Below are 14,828 nucleotides of genomic sequence, written 5' to 3'. Positions count from 1 at the left end.
ACCAGAGGTGCGGTGAAGTCCAACAGCGCCTCGCACTTGGTCGGGTCGGCGTCGACCGTCCCGGACTCGAGAACGTTGCCGGCCCACTGTCGATGTAGAACAGCACCATGTACGGCAGGTTCTTCAGCTGCCGCGCTCGCCGCCGGACACCTCGAGAGTGGTCAGCGGACTCTTCCGTTGGTCGCCGACCGAAGCGTTACCTTGCCCCGGCTGCCGCCGCCGTCCGACGACGTAGCCGCGGTGGAGTCCCCTCCACCGGCCGTGGCGACCGGCAGGAACAGCCCGAGCACCAGGGGGCGACGAGCTCTCTCACAGGCCTATGCATGACCGCCCCCGTCATCGGGCAGGGCGAGGGCGGTGTTGTACGTGGTGTCGTCACCGGTGACGACCCTGCTGTGGGTGCCGTTCACCGACACCGGGACATCACCGGCGAGCGTGATCCGCTGCACGCGGCGGGGGAGAGCGCCGTAGTCGGCCACCGCGTAGTGCTGCGTGGCGCGGTTGTCCCAGAAGGCGACATCGCCAGGGGCCCAGCGCCACCGTACGGTGTTCTCCAGCTCGGTCACGTACGACTGGAACAGCCTCAGCAACTCGCGCGAGTCCTCCGCGGACCAGCCCACGAACCGGCGCGCGAAACCGCCGAGGACCAGCACCCGTTCACCGCTCTCGGGGTGCACACGTACCACCGGGTGCTCGGTCTCGTACGCGACCGACGTGAAGACGGCACGGTGGCGCTTGGCCGCCTCGGTGTCGTCCGCCGGCTTGTAGGCCGCGTAGTCGTACTGGTTGGAGTGCACCACCCACAGCTGGTCGGCGAGCGCGCGCAGCTCCTCCGGCAGATTTGCGTACGCCGTGGCCGTGTTGGCCCACACGGTGTCGCCGCCATAGGGCGGGATTGTCACCGCGCGCAGGATGGATCCCAGCGGCGGGCGCTGCACGAATGTGACGTCCGTGTGCCAGTGGTTGGCCCGGGATGTGGTCTTTCCGTAGTCCAGGTCGAGAACGGCCGGGGCGCCCTCCAGGGCGGGGACAGTCGGGTGCGCGGTGGTGGGGGTGCCGAAGCCGCGGGCGAAGCGCTCATGGCTGGCCTCGTCGAGGTCCTGACCGCGGAAGAAGACGACCTTGTGCTCCAGGAGGGCGGCGCGAATTGCCGTGACGGTGTCGTCGGGCAGGTCGGAGGCGAGGTCGACGCCGTGTATCTCGGCGCCGATGTTCCCGGCGACCTTGACGATGTCGAGGACGGTCTGGGCGGGTGCAGACATGGCAGGGCAGCTCCAATGGGCGCATACGCGGATGCGCTGACCGGTGAAGGTGTACCGAGGCGTACGAGGAAGGCAGCCCCCTACGGGGCGGGAAAGGGGAACAGCAACCAGGAGACGGACAACGCGCCCGTGGCGCTCGGCTCAGCGCGTGTGGCAGGCGGGCCGACTACAGCCCAGACCGGCGAAGTGATGGGCGCGGAAGGCGTTGACCGTCTCCCGTCCGGCGGCGTCACGCGCCGTGGCCATCACTGTCGCATCCATAGGGCGATTCTCCGCGCTGCCTGACGGGGCGACAATAATTTGCGACACCGTGGAAGAAACGGCTTTCGGGTGCGGCGGGCCGCACCGTTCCGCAGATCTGCCCGCCACTGCGAAAGCACGGGCCGTCGCGGGCGAGCGGCATGCGGCGACCGGGCGCAGGCACAGCGCGCCGTCCTACGCGGAGCGCGCTGTGCGCAGCTCCATCGGCCTCCGGTACACCGCGTCGAGCACGACCGATCCGGCCGCGACCGCCAGCACGTGCGGCCCGAAACTGCTGGGGACGACGGCCCGTTCGGGGTCGCCGCACAGATGCGACTGCGCGGCAATCTCCTCGTACAGGTCCGGCAGCAGCTCGGGGAAGGTCAGCGCCGTGCGCTCAACGACCACCAGCAGTTCCGGATTGAGGACATCGAGCAGCAGCGCTGCCGCACGCCCGACGGTGCGCAGCCTCTCGCGCAGCACCCGCAGCGCTTCGTGGTGGCCTTGACGGGCCCTATCCAGGAGCAGAGTGAAGTCCGGCGCGGGGATGGTCCCGGACTCGAAGGCACGCTCGGCCACGGCGAGTTCCGACACCGCAGTCTGCAGACAGCCGGTACGACCACACCCGCAAGCCTGACCGATGTGGCCCAGCGGCAGATGAGCCACATCGCCCGCCCCGGACCGGCGCCCGCGCAGCACGCTGCCACCGGCCGCGATCGCGGCGTCCACCACATTGCCGACGAAGAGCTGTACAAGGTCTGAGCGCCCTGCCCCGGCGCCGAAGAGCAACTCGGCGTGCGCCAGCGCCCGCGCGTGCCCGTCCACATGCACCGGCAACCTGGTCGTGGCGCCAAGCACGCGCCGAACCGGCACATCCCGCCAACCGAGGGGCGCATGCTCGATCACCGTTCCCTGCTCGGCGTCGACCCAACCACCGGTCACGACGCCGAGGCCGAGCACCGAGCGCCCCGCCGCGTGCCGGCCGAGGAAGCCGGGCAGGAGCCTGCCGATCTCCTCCAGCACCTGCCGCGGCCCGCCCGGATGCGGCAGCCGCTGCTGCGCCGTGACCCGGCCCAGCAGATCCACCACGGCGAAGGTCACGTGTTCGAGGGCGATATGCACCCCGCAGGCGACGTGGTGGCCGGGGTCGATCGCCACCGGCACCTGCGGCCGCCCGGCGCGCGGCGGGCTGACACGCGGCGGCAGTTCGCGCAGCAGCCCGAGCCCGATCAGCTCCGCCGTGTGCCGCGACACCGCGGCCGGGCTGAGCCGGGCTCTGGCCACGAGTTCCGTGCGCGCCGCGGGTCCGTCGCGCAGCAGCGTACGCAGCAGGGCGCCCGGGCCGCCGCCTTCGACGGACAGCGGTTCCGGCCGCGCGGGCAGAGCAACGAGCAGCGGCGGCCGGGCATGATAGGAGATGGCAGTCATCGGCTCCCTCGCTCAACGGTAGGACGGCAGAGAGCCGCGGAGCGAGGCACGCTCAGCGGCGGTGGGAGTCCGTACAGCACGGGAGCGGGAGCGGAGAGACGACCATGCGCCGATGCTCGCAATTCCGCCCTTGGCGGTCAACGGCGCTCCGTTACGGGCGTACGGCAGTCCTGTGAATCCGGTCGGCCGTCCAGAACACGCGGCGTGATGGCGGCCGGTCTTCGAGGTCGTGCGTGAGCCGCTTGACGAACGGCTGCTTCCACACTGGCGTCACCGGCGAGTTCTCCTCAGTCGCCGCAGTTGGCGGTTCGAGTCCTCGCCCTCGGCGCAAGAGATCAGGCGAAGTTGGGTGGAGTCGGCATCTCCGTTCTGTCCCTGTCCATGATGCGGTCAGTGGTTTGACCGGGTAATAGCGTTCCGGCTACGTTCCGGGCCATGCAGCGATCCGCACACCTGACGACTCGAGGTCATGTCGACCTGAAGCGTGTGTGCTCCGCGGCGTGTCACCGGGCCTGAACGCCGTGCCCGCGCGGGCCTGCCACCCGGGACCTCTCCCGGGTCGGCTCTTCGCGGGGCGCCCTTTCCACGGGAGAAGCGACATTCTGCCGGCCGTGAGTCCGGCAGGTTCTGTCCTCAAGGCTCCGTAGAGGAGCACGCACCCGCATCGCCCGCTGCCACCGAGCCTGGAAGACATCCGTGAAGAGTCTCTCTGCGCCTGCCCGTCGTGGTCCCACGTCGCTGCGTCGCTCGGACATCCCCGCCGTCGCACCGGCCCGTCGTGTCTCCGGCGCCGGGTCCGTTCTGAGCGCCATTCTCGACCACGGACCGGTCGCCCGTTCCACCGTCGCCCGGCTCACCGGCCTTTCACCTGCATCCGTGACCGGACACACCGGCCGGCTGGTGGCCCGTGGTCTCATCCGCGAGAGTGCGCAGGCCACCGGGCCGAAGGGATTGGGGCGGCCCCACATACCGCTGGAGATCGACACCAGCCGCCATCTGGTGGCTGGCGCACATATTGCCGTCGCCCACTCGACCGTGTCCCTCATGGACCTGCGCGGCCGGATCCTGGCTGTGGACCGCCAGCCGCACCGAGGCACCGAACCGCAGCGGATCCTCGGTGACGTGGCAGCTCGCCTTCCCCGGCTGCTGGCGGCCCATGCGGCTGGACGGACGGTGTTCGCTTTGGGGGTGGCCACCGGACACCGGGTGGACCCGGAGGCCGGACTGGTCATCGAGCATCCGCAACTCGGCTGGCGCAATGTGCCGGTACGTGATGTTCTCGCTGCGGCGACCGGACTGCAGGTCCAAGTGGACAGCCATGCACGGGCGTTGGCGCGCGCCGAGCAGATGCTGGGCGAGGCCACCACCCGGGCCAGCGCGGTGCTCCTGTTTGTCGGTGCGGTCGTGGACGCGGCGTTCGCCACTGCGGGGGCCATACACCTCGGACCGCGTTCGGGGGCGGGCAGTGTGGCTCACCTGCCGCTCGGGTCGGCCGGCGGAGCGGAGCCGTGCCCGTGCGGGCGGACGGGGTGTTTGCAGTCCGAGGTGTCGGAGCACGCCATGGTGCGGCGTGCGGCCGAACAGGGTCTGCCGGCCGCATCGTTCACGGAGCTGCTGGATCAGGCGCTGGCCGGTGAGGCGCGGGCGGTGGCGCTCTTCCGCCGTCGGGCGCGGCTCGTCGGCAGAGCAGCGGCACTGCTCCTGGACATGTTCGACCCCGAGGTCCTGGTGGTCGTCGAGCCTGGTGCGGGCCGACTGCCACAGTGCCTCGCCGATCTGCGGGCGGAAGTGGCCGAGCGCTCCTGGGTCTGCGACGACCCCGAACGGGCTGTGGTGCCCAGCAGTTTCACCGGATCGGTGTTGGCCACCGCCGGTGGCGCGGTGGCGCTGGGGGTGCTGTACGCGGACCCGCTGGGCTCGTGGCCCGCGCTGCCCACGGTCTCCTGAGCGGTATTTTCTGTCCTCGACTTAATTCAGAATGTTGCATTATTGACCGCCTCCTGGACCGAACGGGAAGATGGATTCATGACCGGCCGACAGCGGATTCCCCAGCGCCTGCCCTCGGCGGCATGCCGCTGCTGGGTGGATGTGTCGGTCGGCTTCTTCGCCCGGCGTTCCTGTTGTCGCCCCTGTCCGGGCCTCCGATAAACAGCGACTGATTTACACGGGTGCTCCGCATCGTCATGCGTACCTCTCTACGCCTGCGCGCCCCGTCTCCTCGGCCTGCCCGCTCCGGCTTTGCCGGTCGCGTGCCGATTCCATTTTTCAACCTTCCATCTCGGGAGAGAAGTTGACTGTCGCCGTGCCTTCGCAGTCCGCGACATCCTCCGCTACGGGTATTGCGCCGGAGCGGTTCAGACAGGCATTCCGTAGGTATCCCGCCGGTGTCGTCGTCGTCACCGCGGACGCCGGCCTCGGGCCGGTCGGCTTCACCGCCACCTCGCTCACCTCTTTGTCGCTCGATCCGCCGCTGGTCTCCTTCGCCATCGGGACCGCCACTTCCTCCTGGCCTCATATCGAGCGGTCCGCCACCGCCGTGGTCAACTTCCTCGGCGCCGACCAGCAGGCACTGGCCACCACGTTCGCCACCAGCGGTATCGACCGGTTCGCGGCGCCGACCAACTGGCGGCGACTGCCGCAGGGTGAGCCGGTCCTCGACGATGTTGCCGGCTGGATGCGGCTTGACATCGAGCAGCTCGTCCCGGCGGGTGACCACCGGATCGTCATCGCCAGGGTCGTGGACTCCTGGCTCGACGAGGGGCGCAGCCCACTCCTGTTCCACGACGGCTCCTACCTCGCCGTCTGAGCATTCCCTTCAGCTGCCCATCGATCAGGAATCCGCCATGTCACGTAATTTCGCGCACGCATCCGTCGGGCGCAGGTCATTCATGGCCCTCGCCGGCGGGACCATACTCAGCCTTGCCGCCTGCGCTCCGCAGACCAGAACAGCCGCCGAGGCGAAACCTGCCGGAAAGTTGCCTACGGGGTCACCGCCGTCCGGCACCAAGCTGTCGATCGCGGTCCATTCCACACAACTTCAGCTGGAACCTGCCGGGCTGAACAAGGAATTGACGTTCACTGTCTCGCAGTGGCCCAATCTGAGCGCCGGCCCCGACGTAATCCAGGGATTCCGTGCGCATTCCATCGATCTGGCGACCAATGCCGGAATCCCGCCGATCCAGGCTCACGCCATCGGTGTCGATGCGAAGATCGTCGCGGTACAGGTGCGGAAAAACCCCTCTTACGTCTTCGCCACCGCCACGGGTTCCGACATCAGGACGGTCGGCGACTTCCGCGGCAAGAAGATCGGCTTCTCCCAGGGCCAGGCGCAGGGTGTCGTCGTACTGCGGGCCCTGAAGAAGGCAGGGCTGCGCAACAGCGATGTCGAGCTGGTCGCACTGCCCAGCACTCAGTTCCTGACCGCTCTGCAGTCCAAGCAGGTCGATGTGGCCCCGCTCGGCGAGCCGACTCTCACCAAGTACCTCGGCCAGTACGGCAAGGACGGCGCCCGCGGTGTGAAGGCCGATGTCGTGGACCTGCTGACCGTGCTGTGGGCGCCGACCGAGGTGCTGGACGACCCGGCGAAGGTCGCGGCCGTCCGCAACTTCATCCCGCTGTGGTCCCGCGGACTGGTGTGGGCGTGGGAGAACACCGACGAATGGATCGACACGTACTACGTGAAGGACCAGGGCGTCTCCAAGGAGGACGGCAAGCGCATCGTCGCCTCCCTCCGCAAGCCGCAGTTCCCCGTGAGCTGGGACAAGGCGATCGAGTGGGAGCAGGAGACCGCCGATCTGCTGGCCGATGGAGGGTTCGTGCCCAAGCAGGACGCCTCCGAGCTGTTCGACCGCCGCTTCGAGGGGCTGGCGGCGAAGGCCGTACCGGCCACGTACCGGGTGGCGTCATGACTGAGATGCTGTCGAACGCTCGCCTGGAGAGCCCGGTGGCAACGACCGCCGGAGCGACGAGTCGTCTCAAGCCGGCAAAAGGCACGGTCCCGCAAGCCGCCCGTGGTACCCGGAGGCGGCTGGGCCCAGGCCGGTCCGTGCCCTTCGGCCGGCTGATCGGCCCGGCACTGCTGATCGCCGTGTGGTGGGCGGCCTCGGCCTTCGGCTATCTCGACCCCCGGATTCTGTCCGGACCCGGGACCGTGCTGTCCACCGCGGCGGACCTGGTCTCCACCGGCCGGCTCCAGGACAACGTGCTCGTCTCGTTGCAGCGCGCCGGGCTCGGCCTGTTCTTCGGTGTGGCAGCAGGGGTGATCCTGGCCGTGGCGGCCGGGCTGAACCGCACGGGGGAGTACCTCCTCGACGGCACGCTCCAGGTCAAGCGGGCCATTCCGTCCCTGGCGATGCTCCCGCTGCTCATCCTCTGGCTGGGCATCGGCGAGCAGATGAAGGTCACCGTGATCGCGCTCGGCGTCGCGGTGAACATGTACATCAACACCTACGCCTCGTTGACCGGCATCGACAGCAGGTATGTGGAGCTTGCCGAGGGACTCGACCTGAGCCGATGGCAGTTCATCCGCAAGGTCGTCGTCCCGGGCTCGTTGCCGGGCTTCTTCGTCGGCCTGCGCCTCGGCGTCACGGCGTCCTGGCTCGGCCTGATCGTGGTCGAGCAGATCAACGCCACCCAGGGCATCGGCTACATGATGTTCCAGGCCCAGCAGTACGCCCAGTCCGACGTGATCATCGTGGGGCTGGTGGCCTACGGGATCTTCGGCTTCGCCTCGGACGCGGCGGTACGCGCGATCGAGAGGAGGGTCCTGTCATGGCGACGCACTCTGGCGGGCTGACCGAGATCCGGCCCGGGACCGGATCGGGGAGCGAGGAAGGCGGCGGCGAACGGCCCGCGGTACGGACGACCGGCCTGGTGCGGAAGTTCGGAGACCGGATCGTACTGAAGGAACTCGATCTCACCCTGGCACCGGGCGAGTTCACGGCACTTCTCGGCCGCAGCGGCTCGGGCAAGTCCACGCTGCTGCGGGCCGTCGCCCGCCTCGACCATACGGTGGAAGGCTCCGGCGAACTCATCGTCCCCGAGCGGGTCTCGCTCTCCTTCCAGGACTCCAGGCTGCTGCCCTGGCTCCGGGTACTGGACAACGTCGTCCTGGGCCTGCGCGGTCCCGGGTCCCGAGAGCGCGGTCTGACAGCCCTGGCCGAAGTCGGCCTGGAGGGCCGCGAGCGCTCCTGGCCGCATGAACTGTCCGGTGGTGAACAGCAGCGCGCCGCGCTCGCCCGCGCCCTGGTCCGCGATCCCGAACTGCTGCTGGCCGACGAGCCGTTCGGCGCCCTGGATGCCCTCACGCGGATCAAGATGCACGGACTGCTGCGCGAGCTGTACGAGCGACACCGCCCCGCCGTGCTGCTGGTCACCCATGACGTCGACGAGGCAGTGGAACTCGCCGACCGGGTGCTGGTCCTGGATGACGGCCGCATCTCCGTGGACCTCGCCGTCGACCTGCCCACCCCGCGGTCCCCGCGCGAACCCCGCTTCCAGGAATACCGCGACACGCTGCTCGCCGCCCTCGGTGTGGCACAGCACCAGCCCACCACCTCTTGAGGAGACGACGCCCCATGGCACGCAGAACAGAAGACCGGACGGAAGCCGAGAGCAGGCCGCCCACGGGACGCGAGTCCGGCCGCAAGCCGCTGCACCTGAACGCGTTCCTGATGTCCACCGGTCACCACGAGGCCTCCTGGCGGCTTCCCGGGAGTCCGGCAGAGGCGAACGCGGACATCGAGCACTACAAGAACCTGGCCCGGATCGCCGAACGCGGCAAGCTGGACTCGCTGTTCCTGGCTGACAGCCCCGTCCTGATGGGTGACCCCGGCCGACGGCCGGCGGCCAAGCTGGAGCCCACCGTCCTGCTCACCGCGCTGGCGGGGGCCACCCGGCACATCGGCCTCATCGCCACCGCCTCCACCAGCTACAACGAGCCGTACAACCTGGCCCGCCGGTTCGCCTCGCTGGACCATGTCTCGGGCGGCCGGGCCGGCTGGAACATCGTCACCACCGCGGGCGCCGACGCGGCCCGCAACTTCGGCCTCGACGACACGCCCCTGCACGCGGACCGCTACCGGCGGGCCGGAGAGTTCGTCGAGGTCTCCACCAAGCTGTGGGACAGCTGGGCGGACGACGCAGTGATCGCCGACAAGGAAAGCGGCGTACATGCCCTGGCCGAGCGGGTCCGACGCATCGACCACACCGGCGAGTTCTTCCGGGTCGACGGACCCCTGAACGTACAACGTCCGCCACAGGGCTACCCGTTGCTCGTCCAGGCAGGTTCCAGTGAGGACGGCAAGGACTTCGCCGCCCGGTACGCGGAAGCAGTGTTCACCGCGCAGCAGACCCTGGAGGAGGGCATCACCTTCTACAAGGACGTCAAGCAGCGAGCACAGACACTCGGCCGCAACCCGGACGGCATCAAGATCCTCCCCGGCATAGTCCCCGTGATCGGCGACACCGAGGCGCAGGCACTGGAGCTGGACGCCGAGCTCGACCGGCTGATCGTCCCCGAGTACGCGAAGCGGCAGCTCGCCCAGCGGTTGAAGATCGCCCCCGACGATCTGGACCTCGATGCGGAACTCCCCGACAACATTCCCACCGAGGAGGAGATCGAGGGCGCCAAGAGCCGCTACACACTCATCGTGGAGCTCGCACGGCGCGAGCGGCTGACCGTGCGTCAGCTCATCGGGCGGCTCGGCGGCGGCCGCGGCCACCGTACCTTCGCCGGTACGGCGGAGCAGGTCGCGAACACCATCGAGCACTGGTACGACAGCGGTGCCGCGGACGGCTTCAACATCATGCCCGCCGTGCTCCCGTCCGGCCTGGAGGTCTTCGTGGACCGGGTGGTGCCGATCCTCCAGGAACGGGGCCTGTTCCGTACCGAGTACACCGGCTCCACACTGCGTGAGCACTACGGGCTCCCGCGCCCCGCCAACCGGCTGTTCGACACCGTCGACGCAGGCGAGGGGCACACCGGCATCGCCCTGGCGGCGGCCCGGTGACGGACTGTCCGTCCCAGGCAACCAGTACACCTCAGCAGCCCTCCGCCCGGTGGGCCCGGCGGCTGCTGGGGTACTGCCTGCGCCACCGCGCCGACCTCCTGCTCGCCTTCGGCGCCGCCGCCGTGGCTGCCGTCGCCACCGCCACACTGCCCCTCGTCCTGCGCCATGTGGTGGACGGGGTGGCGGCGGGCACCACCGCTTCGCTCGCCCCCTGGATCATCCTGCTCGCCGGACTCGGCGCGGTCCGCTTCGCGGCGGCTTTCACCCGCCGCTACCGCTCCGGCAGGCTCTCCCTCGGTGTGCAGTACGACCTCCGTAACGACGCCTTCGCGGCTCTGCTGCGCCTCGGCGGCGCGCAGCAGGACGATCTGCGCACCGGGCAGGTGGTGAGCCGGTCCATCTCCGACATCACTCTGATCCAGACCCTGCTGCAGTTCCTGCCCAACCTCACGGGCAACGCCCTGATGTTCCTCTTCTCGCTGGTCTTCATGGCGTTGCTGTCCCCGCCGCTGACCGTGGTGGCGCTGATCGTCGGCCCGTTGCTCTGGCTGATCGCCCTGCGCGGCCGCCGCGACCTCTTCCCCGCCAACTGGCATGCCCAGACGGAGGCCGCCGAGGTCGCCTCGAGGGTCGAGGCGACGGTGACCGGCGTCCGCGTGGTGAAGGGTTTCGGCCAGGAGGCGCGGGAACTGACCGGCCTTGAGGAACGCGCCCGCCGGCTGTTCTCCTCCCGGCTGCGGGTGGTCCGCTTCACCAGCCGCTACAACCCGGCGCTCCAGGCGGTCCCCGCCCTCGGCCAGGTCGCCGTACTGGCCCTCGGTGGCTGGATGGCCCTGCACGGCCGGATCTCGCTGGGCACCTTCCTTGCCTTCACCACCTATCTCGGCTCCTTCGTCACGCCCGTACGCCAGGTGGCGACGCTGCTCACCGTCTGGCAACAGGCACGGGCCGGGGCCGAACGGGTCCTGGAGGTCGTCGACGAGGCCCCGCTGATCACCGACGCGCCAGGCGCGCAGGAACTGCCCGACCGCCCTGCGGCACTGTCCTGGCAGAACGTCACTTTCGGATACGGGGACGGCGAACCGCTGCTGCACGGCTTCACCCTCGATGTGCGCCCCGGCGAGACGGTCGCCCTGATCGGTCCGGCCGGCTCCGGGAAGTCGACCGCCGGGGCTCTGCTGCCCCGCTTCTACGACGTGCCATCCGGTTCGGTACGGGTGGGAGGCGTCGACGTACGCGACCTCACTCTGGAGTCACTGCGTTCCCGTATCGGCTTCGTCTTCGAAGAGAGCCTGCTGCTCTCGGACACGGTGCGGGCGAACATCGCCTACGGCATCCCGAACGCCACCGAAGAGCAGATACGGGCCGCCGCCACGATCGCCAGGGCCGACGAGTTCATCGAACAGATGCCCGACGGGTACGACACCGTCGTCGGCGAACAGGGCCTCACGCTCTCCGGCGGTCAGCGGCAGCGGCTGGCACTCGCCCGAGCCCTGGTCGGCGACCCTGCCGTGCTCGTCCTCGACAACGCCACATCGGCCATCGACGCCCGAGTGGAAGCCGAGATCCACACCAGGCTGCGAGAGGAGACCCGCCGCCGCACCACCCTCATCGTCGCGCACCGCAGATCGACCCTGGAGCTCGCCGACCGGATCGCCGTCCTGGACGGCGGAAGGATCACAGACACCGGCACGCTGGACGAACTCCTTCACCGGTCGGCCCTGTTGCGCAACCTGCTCACGACCGGTACGGCGACGGGTGCGGCCGAGGCGGCCGAGGCGGCACTCGCCGCACCACCGCCCGGCGAAGTCACCGCCCACCTGTGGCAGCGGCCCGCTCACTGCGGCCGCAACACCGACGAAGGCGCAGCGGTCCGGGCCGCCCAAGCCCTGGCCGAGGCGGCGGCCACCTCGGGTCCCGGACGAGGTGGACCCGGTGGCGGAGTGCTCAGCTCCGCGCCACCCAGCCCCGAACTGATCGCCGCCCTCGCCCGGCTTCCGCTGCCCGCGGCCGACCCGAGGGTGCCCACCGAGGACGCCGTGGCCGCCGACCCGGCCTTCCACCTCGGCACCCTGCTACGGCCGTTCCGTCTCCCGCTTCTCCTCGGCCTGCTCCTGGTCGCCCTGGACGCGGTCGCACAGATCGCGGTGCCCGTCCTCGTACGCCACGGAGTGGACCACGGCGTCGCCCGGCACGCCGGAAACATCCTGCTGGCCGCAGCCGCGGCCGCCGGTCTCGTCGTCGCCGGGAACTGGCTGATCGGAGTGGCCCAAGTCCGTACGACGGGACGCACCGGTGAACGGCTGCTGTACACCCTGCGCGTGAAGACCTTCGCGCAACTCCAGCGCCTCGGCCTCGACTACTACGAGCGCGAGCTCGGCGGCCGCATCATGACCCGAATGACCACCGATGTGGACGCCCTGTCGAACTTCCTGCAGACCGGTCTGATCACCGCCGTCGTCAGCCTGCTGACCATCCTCGGTGTCCTTCTCACCCTGCTGATCATCGACGTGGGCCTCGCCGTGGTCCTGCTCGCCGTCCTGCCCCTGCTGGCCGGCGCCACCGCCCTCTTCCGCCACTACTCGGTGCCTGCCTACCGGGAGGCCAGGGAACGTATCAGCGCCGTCAACGCCTGCCTCCAGGAGAACGTTACTGCCATCCGCGTCACCCAGGCCTTCCGCCGCGAGTAGCGCAACGCCCGCGACTTCGCCCGACTGGCCAGGGCCTTCAAGGACTCACGGCTGCGCGCCCAGCGCTACATGGGCACGTTCTTCCCGTTCGTGGAGTTCCTGGGCACACTGTCGACCGCGGCCGTGCTGGTCGTCGGAGCCGGTCAGGTCCGCTCGGGAGAGCTGAGCGGGGGCACCCTGATCGCCTTCCTGCTCTACGCCGAGCTGTTCTTCTCGCCGATCCAGCAGCTCTCCCAGGTGTTTGACGGCTACCAGCAGGCCGTCGTCGGCCTCGGCAGGCTACGGGCGCTGATGCAGACCCCGGCCGGCACCCCACTCGCTGAACACCCCCTGCCGGTGGAGAAGTTGCGCGGGGAGTTCGAGTTCGACGGAGTGTCCTTCGGCTACCCGGGCGGTGGTGGCCGGGAAGTACTGCACGGACTCTGCCTGCGCATCACACCGGGCGAAACCGTTGCCCTGGTCGGTGCCACCGGCGCGGGCAAGTCGACCGTCGTCAAGCTGCTCGCCCGGTTCTACGACCCGACAGCGGGCACGGTCCGGGTGGACGGCCACGATCTGCGCGACCTCGACCTGACCGGTCTGCGCCGAAGGCTGGGGGTGGTGCCGCAGGAGCCGCACCTGTTCAGCGGTACGGTCCGGGACGCCATCGCCTACGGGCGGCCGGAAGCGACCGGCGCCGAGGTGGAGGCCGCGGCTCGCGCGGTCGGTGCCCACGAGATGGTCGCGGGGCTGCCGCTGGGCTACCTGCAGCCCGTGGGGGAGCGGGGCCGCAATCTGTCCGCCGGGCAACGTCAGCTCCTGGCGCTTGCCCGGGCCGAACTCGTCGACCCGGACGTTCTGTTGCTCGACGAGGCCACCGCCTCGCTCGACCTGGCCACGGAACGCAGGGTCGCCGCGGCCACCGAGGCCCTGGCCCGTCGGCGTACGACCATCGTGGTCGCCCACCGCCTGACCACCGCCGCCCGCGCCGACCGGGTGGTGGTCCTCGACGCGGGAGCCGTCGTGGAAGACGGCCCCCATGCCGGACTCCTCGCCGCACGGGGCCCGTACCACCAACTGTGGCAGGCCTTCCAGCAGGGCGGGCGCCCCGCCTCGGCGGATCACCCGAAGATCAATGAACTCGTCAAGGAGAACGCACTATGACGGAGTACCGCAATCTCGGACGCACCGGCGTCAAGGTGAGCCCGCTGTGCCTGGGCACCATGATGTTCGGAGCACGGGGCAACACGGACCATGCCGACAGCGTCCGGATCATCCACCATGCCCTGGACTCGGGCATCAACTTCGTCGACACCGCAGACGTGTACTCCGCGGGCGAGTCCGAGAGCATCGTCGGCAAGGCCCTGTCCGGCGGGCGGCGTGACAACGTCGTGCTCGCCACCAAGTTCCACGGAAGCCTCGGCAGCGACCCCAACGAACAGGGAAACAGCCGCCGTTGGATCATTCGTGAGGTGGAGAACAGCCTGCGGCGGCTGGGCACCGACTGGATCGACCTCTACCAGGTGCACCGCCCCGAGCCCGACACCGATTTCGACGAGACGCTCGGCGCGCTGTCCCACCTGGTGCAGCAGGGCAAGATCCGCTACATCGGCACCTCCACCTTCGAACCCTCCTCCATCGTCGAGGGTCAGTGGCTCGCCGAGCGTCGGGGCCGGGAACGCGTCGTGGCCGAGCAGCCCCCGTACTCCCTGCTGGCGCGCGGTATCGAACGCGAGGTCCTGCCCGTGGCGCAGCGCTACGGTCTCGCCGTGCTGTCCTGGAGCCCCCTCGCGGGCGGCTGGCTCTCGGGGCGCTACCGCAAGGGCGCCGAGCAGCCCGCGTCCAGCCGTGCCGAACGCCAGGCGGCCCGCTTCGACATCACCTCACCGGAGAACGCCGCCAAGCTGGAGGCCACCGAGGCCCTCGCCCTGCTGGCCGAGGAAGTCGGCCACACCCTCGTGCAGCTGGCCCTGGCTTTCGTCCTGGAACACCCCGCGATCACCTCGGCGATTGTCGGGCCGCGTACCTTCGAACAGCTGGAGAGCCAGCTGGGCGCGGACAAGATCCGGCTGAGCCAGGACGTACTCGACCGGATCGACGAGATCGTCCCGCCCGGCTCCAACCTCTCGGCCCGCGACGGCGGTTACACCCCGCCCTCGCTCACCGACTCCGCGCTGCGCCGCCGTTCACCGAACTGACGCAGAACCGGAGAGGCGCAG

Annotated in this window: 9 protein-coding genes and 1 pseudogene; 8 read left to right on the top strand and 2 right to left on the bottom strand. The window is 69.7% G+C overall.

Annotated features, from left to right (window positions below; translation table 11 throughout):
- Positions 1-317: 317 nt before the first annotated feature.
- Positions 318-1,262, bottom strand: coding sequence for a TauD/TfdA dioxygenase family protein (locus OG758_RS10740; protein ID WP_326709778.1), 945 nt, complete (start codon positions 1,260-1,262; stop codon positions 318-320).
- Between the two features lie 435 nt (positions 1,263-1,697).
- Entirely contained in the window at positions 1,698-2,930 is a 1,233-nt protein-coding gene (locus OG758_RS10735; protein WP_326709777.1) for an ROK family protein, read from the bottom strand.
- 696 nt (positions 2,931-3,626) lie between these two features.
- Between OG758_RS10735 and OG758_RS10730 the strand changes: the two genes are divergently transcribed.
- The 8 genes and pseudogenes from OG758_RS10730 to OG758_RS10695 all read left to right on the top strand — a co-directional run bounded on the left by OG758_RS10730 (position 3,627) and on the right by OG758_RS10695 (position 14,807).
- A complete protein-coding gene (locus tag OG758_RS10730) occupies positions 3,627-4,877 on the top strand; it encodes an ROK family transcriptional regulator (protein ID WP_326709776.1) in 1,251 nt (416 codons plus the stop codon).
- 355 nt (positions 4,878-5,232) lie between these two features.
- Positions 5,233-5,736, top strand: coding sequence for a flavin reductase family protein (locus tag OG758_RS10725; protein ID WP_326709775.1), 504 nt, complete (start codon positions 5,233-5,235; stop codon positions 5,734-5,736).
- 37 nt (positions 5,737-5,773) lie between these two features.
- Positions 5,774-6,838 (top strand): ABC transporter substrate-binding protein, encoded by a 1,065-nt coding sequence (locus tag OG758_RS10720; protein WP_326709774.1) that lies wholly within the window; start codon positions 5,774-5,776, stop codon positions 6,836-6,838.
- The gene (locus OG758_RS10715) at positions 6,835-7,725 is read left to right on the top strand and encodes an ABC transporter permease (protein WP_326709773.1); all 891 of its coding nucleotides are present in this window, start codon (positions 6,835-6,837) and stop codon (positions 7,723-7,725) included. Before OG758_RS10720 ends, OG758_RS10715 begins: the two co-directional genes overlap by 4 nt.
- Positions 7,701-8,492 carry an ABC transporter ATP-binding protein gene (locus tag OG758_RS10710; protein WP_326709772.1) on the top strand — a complete coding sequence of 264 codons (792 nt, stop codon included), beginning with the start codon at positions 7,701-7,703 and terminating at the stop codon, positions 8,490-8,492. Before OG758_RS10715 ends, OG758_RS10710 begins: the two co-directional genes overlap by 25 nt.
- Before the next feature lie 14 nt (positions 8,493-8,506).
- The gene (locus OG758_RS10705; protein ID WP_326709771.1) at positions 8,507-9,940 is read left to right on the top strand and encodes an LLM class flavin-dependent oxidoreductase; all 1,434 of its coding nucleotides are present in this window, start codon (positions 8,507-8,509) and stop codon (positions 9,938-9,940) included.
- A pseudogene (locus OG758_RS10700) lies at positions 9,937-13,773 on the top strand (ABC transporter ATP-binding protein). Before OG758_RS10705 ends, OG758_RS10700 begins: the two are co-directional and overlap by 4 nt.
- Entirely contained in the window at positions 13,770-14,807 is a 1,038-nt protein-coding gene (locus tag OG758_RS10695; RefSeq protein WP_326709770.1) for an aldo/keto reductase, read from the top strand. Before OG758_RS10700 ends, OG758_RS10695 begins: the two are co-directional and overlap by 4 nt.
- The last annotated feature ends 21 nt before the right edge of the window (positions 14,808-14,828 follow it).

This window comes from Streptomyces sp. NBC_01474, from assembly GCF_035918215.1.
GTDB lineage: Bacteria > Actinomycetota > Actinomycetes > Streptomycetales > Streptomycetaceae > Streptomyces > Streptomyces aureus.
The sequence above is the reverse complement of the archived record's forward strand: the minus strand, read 5'-3'. Positions and strand labels throughout refer to the sequence as shown.

What these genes read in the sequence shown, in the direction of transcription:
- OG758_RS10740 (WP_326709778.1), bottom strand. Translation starts at nt 1,262, where the DNA reads ATGTCTGCACCCGCCCAGACCGTCCTCGACATCGTCAAGGTCGCCGGG.
- OG758_RS10735 (WP_326709777.1), bottom strand. Translation starts at nt 2,930, where the DNA reads ATGACTGCCATCTCCTATCATGCCCGGCCGCCGCTGCTCGTTGCTCTG.
- OG758_RS10720 (WP_326709774.1), top strand. Translation starts at nt 5,774, where the DNA reads ATGTCACGTAATTTCGCGCACGCATCCGTCGGGCGCAGGTCATTCATG.
- OG758_RS10715 (WP_326709773.1), top strand. Translation starts at nt 6,835, where the DNA reads ATGACTGAGATGCTGTCGAACGCTCGCCTGGAGAGCCCGGTGGCAACG.
- OG758_RS10710 (WP_326709772.1), top strand. Translation starts at nt 7,701, where the DNA reads ATGGCGACGCACTCTGGCGGGCTGACCGAGATCCGGCCCGGGACCGGA.
- OG758_RS10705 (WP_326709771.1), top strand. Translation starts at nt 8,507, where the DNA reads ATGGCACGCAGAACAGAAGACCGGACGGAAGCCGAGAGCAGGCCGCCC.
- OG758_RS10695 (WP_326709770.1), top strand. Translation starts at nt 13,770, where the DNA reads ATGACGGAGTACCGCAATCTCGGACGCACCGGCGTCAAGGTGAGCCCG.